This window comes from Allosphingosinicella sp., assembly GCF_036402135.1.
Lineage (GTDB): Bacteria > Pseudomonadota > Alphaproteobacteria > Sphingomonadales > Sphingomonadaceae > Allosphingosinicella.
This window is the reverse complement of the sequence record NZ_DASWTN010000009.1, coordinates 1-4,062: the sequence shown is the minus strand read 5'-3', so window position 1 is coordinate 4,062 and position 4,062 is coordinate 1. Positions and strand designations below refer to the sequence as shown.

Here is a 4,062-nt window from a genome sequence, read left to right as displayed (position 1 = left end):
GGGATCGTCGTCGGCGAAGATGAGGTCGAGGGGCGGCTGGATCGCCATCAGCTTCGCCGCGGCTTCGGTCACCGCAGCGCCCCAATTCTTCTCCCAGCGGTAGGAGACGGCCAGCGGCAGGGTGGGGATTTCCGGCAGCGTCGCGCCTTGCCGCATCAGCGTGCCGAACACGCCGTGGACCAGCTTGCGCGGGCCGCCGTCAACCAGCGGCAGGACCGTCGAAATGGCGGCATGGGGCGGCGTATCCAGCGCCAGCGCCTGAACAAGCGCGATGCGGAGGGCGAAGCGCGCCTTGGCATCATCCGGCAGCGCCTTCTTGGTCGCGCTGTCGATCAGGGCATCGAGGTCGGGCAGTCGGCGGAGGGTTTCGGCGACAATGGCATGGGCAAAGCCGCGATCGTCGGCGCGGTCGAGATCGCGCGCGGCGATGTCGAGCGCCGCCTCCAGCGGCAGCCCCTTGCGAAGCACCGCGTCGAGCAGGCGCAACGCGGCACGGCGGGACGCCGTGCCGATCGGATCCTTATCGCTCAGCTCTCGCGTCCGAGCGGGTCGAGGGCGCTGGCGGCGCGGCGGCGGCTGGACGGGACGGCGGACACTCTCGGCCGCGCCTGATCGATGACCGGCGGCGGCGCGGCGAGGCCGAACTCATCGGCCATCGCGTGGAGCGCGGCGATCCGGTTTTGGGTATCCGGATGGGTCGAGAAGAGGCTGTCTCGGCCGGTGCCCGACGGGACGATGTAAAGCGAAGCGGCGGCGGGGTTCCGCATGCTGACCGGGTTCGGCACGCGCCGCGCGCCTTCGTGAAGTTTGGCGAGCGCGGAGGCCAGCGCACGCGGATTGCCGCTTATCTCGGCCGCGCCGCGATCGGCGTCATATTCACGGGTGCGGCTGATCGCGAGCTGGACGATCATCGCCGCGAAAGGCGCGACGAACACGGCGAGCAGCATCGCCAGCATGTTGCCCCGATTTTCGCTGTTGCCGCCGAAGAAGAGCCCGAAATTAGCGAGGAAGGAGATGGCGCCGGCAATCGTGGCCGTCATCGTCATGATCAAAGTGTCGCGGTTTTTCACATGGGCAAGCTCGTGCGCCATCACGCCTGCCACCTCGTCGCGGCTGAGCATGGAAAGCAGCCCGGTGGTCGCCGCAACCGCAGCATGGGCGGGATTGCGCCCCGTCGCGAAGGCGTTCGGGTGCGGGGAGTCGATCACATAGACTTTCGGCATCGGGAGCTGCGCCCGCGCGGCCAGTTCGCGCACGATTCGGACGAACTCCGGCGCGCTCGCCTCGTCCACCTCACGCGCTTTGTGCATGCGAAGCACGATCTTGTCGGCATTCCAGAAGGTGAAGAGGTTCATGCCCGCCGCGAACAGCAGGGCCATCACCGCGCCGCTTTGGCCGCCGAGCGTATAGCCAAGACCCATGAACAAGGCGGTCAGCGCCGCCAGAAGCATGACTGTCTTTAAGCCGTTCATCTTGCCTTCTGCCCTTCTACACCCGAAATGTGGGTGCGAAGAGCTCCAAAATCAATCGGAACCGTCATGGCCGGCCACCGTCCCGAACATGTGAAACCGCCCAAGCATTTGTCGAAGAGCCCGCCTGTGCCGGAGCCCCAGAAGGTGGCGCCGGGCGAGGAGCATGGCGGCCCCAGGGACAGGCGGGAACCCACCCGCTACGGCGACTGGGAAAACAAGGGCATCGCCGTAGACTTTTAGGCTCTAGACGCCTTCGCTCCTCAGGGGCCGGGAGAGAAGTCGTTCGACTACGGCATCCACTGACGCCTCTCCTGCGAGGAGAGCGCAGACGGCGGCGATGATCGGCATGTCTACGCCCGCCGCTTCGGCGGCCCGCTTCAACACCGGTGCGGTGAACGCGCCTTCCGCAACCGTGCGGCGGTCGGCGAGTAGCTCGGCGGCGCTCCGCCCCTCGCCCAGTCCCTTGCCGAGGCTGAAATTGCGCGAGCTGGTGGAGGAGCAGGTAAGGACGAGGTCGCCAAGGCCCGACAACCCTGCCAGTGTCTCAAGCCGCGCGCCTTTGGCGAGGCCGAAGCGGGTCATTTCCGCGAAGCCGCGGGAGATAAGGGCCGCCCGGGCGTTCTGGCCGAGACCCCGCCCCTCGACCACGCCGCAAGCGATAGCGAGCACGTTCTTCACCGCACCGCCAATCTCGGCTCCCACTATGTCGTCCGACAGATAAGGGCGGAAGTTCGGACGGGCGAGGCGCGCGACCAGCGCTTCGCCGATAGCGCGGTCGGATACGGCGAAAGTGACGGCGGCAGGAAGGCCTGCTGCTACTTCATGCGCGAACGTCGGTCCCGACAGGACGGCGATCGGCGCCTCCGGCTGCGCCTCATGCGCGACATCGTGCATCAGCTTCATGGAGGATTCCTCCATGCCTTTCGCACAGAGGATGAGCGGCGAGGCGCTACCGGGAAGCTGCGACAGAACCGCCCGCATATGCTGAGCGGGCGTCACCACCAGCAGCGCATCACATGCTTCGAGGTCCGCCAGCGCCGAGGTGGCGCGGATGGCCGGGCTCAGCGCCACGCCCGGCAGGAACGGCCGGTTCTCATGGACGCCGTTGACGCTCTCCACCACCTCTTCCTCGCGCGCCCAGAGGAGGGTTTCCTCGCCGCCCGCTGCCGCGACCTGCGCGAGCGCCGTGCCCCAGGCGCCGCCGCCGATCACGCCTATTTTCCGGATCATGCCTTCACCCCCGCCCCGCGCGCCTTCTCTGCATTCGGATCAAGCGGCCAGCGCGCCCGCGCCGGCGTCTCCAGCCCGTCCACCAGCCCCTGCTCGAACCGAAGAGCGCCTGCCCAGGCGATCATCGCCGCATTGTCGGTGCAGAGCCACAGAGGCGGCGCGACGAAGGGTAGCCCATGCGATGCGGCAAGCTCAGTAAGGGCGCCCCTGATCTGCTGATTGGCCGCTACCCCGCCTGCAACGACGAGCGCCTTCGCTCCATCCGCGGCATCGAGCGCCCGTTTGGTGCGGTCGAGCAGGCAATCGACTACCGCCTGCTGGAAGGAGGCGGCAATATCCTCCGCGCTGTGGCGGCCGGACTCCTTTGCCCGGAGCACTGCGCTCTTGAGGCCGGCGAAGGAGAAGTGCGGTTCGGCTGAGCCGACGAGCGGGCGCGGCAGAGGCACGGCATAAGGATCGCCATTTGCCGCCGCCTTCTCGACCGAAGGGCCGCCGGGGAAGCCGAGGCCGAGCAACTTGGCGCTTTTGTCGAAGGCTTCACCCGCCGCATCGTCGATCGTGGTGGCAAGGCGGCGGTAGCGGCCGACCCCTTCGACGAACAACAATTGGCAATGACCGCCCGACACCAGCAGCAGCAGATAGGGAAAGGCGAGACTCGGCTGGGCCAGCATCGGCGAAAGCGCATGTCCCTCAAGGTGATTGACCGCGACGAGCGGCTTTCCGCTGGCGAGCGCCAGCCCCTTGGCCGTCACCAACCCAACCATGACGCCGCCGATCAGGCCCGGACCAGCCGTGGCCGCGATCGCGTCAACCTCGCCGAGATCCACATTCGCTTCCGCTAGCACGTCCTCGATCAGCGACGGCAATATCTCGACATGGGCGCGGGCGGCGATCTCCGGCACCACGCCGCCATAGGGCCTATGCTCCGCCTCCTGCCCCGCGAGCTTGTGCGCGAGGATACGCCGTTCCGACGTCACCAGGGCCGCCGCCGTCTCGTCGCACGAGGATTCAATGCCGAGGATCAGGCTCATCGCCGTCTTCCCTGCCCTAGAGGAAGCGGCTAGCACAAGCGCCGCATGACACGCCCCCTTCGCATCGGCACACGCGGATCGCCGCTGGCGCTCGCCCAAGCCCACATGGTCGCGGACGCGCTGAAGGCGGCGCATGGCTGGGGCGACGATGGGATCGAGATCGTCCCCATCACCACGACCGGCGACGTGATCCAGGACCGGCCGCTTGCGGAGGTCGGCGGCAAGGCGCTCTGGACAAAGGAACTCGACCGCTGCCTGATGGACCGCCGCATTGATCTGTCCGTTCATTCGATGAAGGACGTGGAGACGATCCGGCCGCCCGAGCTGAC

At 67.6% G+C, this 4,062-nt stretch carries 5 protein-coding genes and 1 pseudogene; 2 read left to right on the top strand and 4 right to left on the bottom strand.

What is annotated here, in order from left to right; translation table 11 throughout:
• Together VGD10_RS02780 and htpX are read right to left on the bottom strand one after the other, a co-directional pair.
• Positions 1–531, bottom strand: a 531-nt coding sequence (locus VGD10_RS02780) for a transcription antitermination factor NusB (RefSeq protein WP_331039271.1), incomplete at its 3' end; no start/stop codon positions are given.
• Positions 528–1,472 (bottom strand): zinc metalloprotease HtpX, encoded by a 945-nt coding sequence (gene htpX, locus VGD10_RS02775; protein WP_331039270.1) that lies wholly within the window; start codon positions 1,470–1,472, stop codon positions 528–530. The genes htpX and VGD10_RS02780, both read right to left, overlap by 4 nt.
• 66 nt (positions 1,473–1,538) lie before the next feature.
• Here htpX and VGD10_RS02770 point away from each other — a divergent pair, with 66 nt between their 5' ends.
• Positions 1,539–1,712 carry a DUF1674 domain-containing protein gene (locus VGD10_RS02770; protein ID WP_331039269.1) on the top strand — a complete coding sequence of 58 codons (174 nt, stop codon included), beginning with the start codon at positions 1,539–1,541 and terminating at the stop codon, positions 1,710–1,712.
• 3 nt (positions 1,713–1,715) lie between these two features.
• Here the strand turns inward: VGD10_RS02770 and VGD10_RS02765 are convergent, their stop codons facing one another.
• Both VGD10_RS02765 and tsaD read right to left on the bottom strand, forming a co-directional pair.
• Positions 1,716–2,702: an NAD(P)H-dependent glycerol-3-phosphate dehydrogenase gene (locus VGD10_RS02765; protein ID WP_331039268.1), complete on the bottom strand. Its 987-nt coding sequence runs from the start codon at positions 2,700–2,702 to the stop codon at positions 1,716–1,718.
• Positions 2,699–3,733 (bottom strand): tRNA (adenosine(37)-N6)-threonylcarbamoyltransferase complex transferase subunit TsaD, encoded by a 1,035-nt coding sequence (tsaD, locus tag VGD10_RS02760; protein ID WP_331039267.1) that lies wholly within the window; start codon positions 3,731–3,733, stop codon positions 2,699–2,701. Before tsaD ends, VGD10_RS02765 begins: the two co-directional genes overlap by 4 nt.
• A 45-nt stretch (positions 3,734–3,778) precedes the next feature.
• Between tsaD and VGD10_RS02755 the strand changes: the two are divergent.
• Positions 3,779–4,062, top strand: a pseudogene (locus VGD10_RS02755) (hydroxymethylbilane synthase); the annotation flags it as partial.

Bases quoted from the DNA above. Each gene is read 5' to 3' on its own strand.
- htpX (WP_331039270.1), bottom strand. From the start codon at position 1,472: ATGAACGGCTTAAAGACAGTCATGCTTCTGGCGGCGCTGACCGCCTTG.
- VGD10_RS02770 (WP_331039269.1), top strand. From the start codon at position 1,539: ATGGCCGGCCACCGTCCCGAACATGTGAAACCGCCCAAGCATTTGTCG.
- VGD10_RS02765 (WP_331039268.1), bottom strand. From the start codon at position 2,702: ATGATCCGGAAAATAGGCGTGATCGGCGGCGGCGCCTGGGGCACGGCG.
- tsaD (WP_331039267.1), bottom strand. From the start codon at position 3,733: ATGAGCCTGATCCTCGGCATTGAATCCTCGTGCGACGAGACGGCGGCG.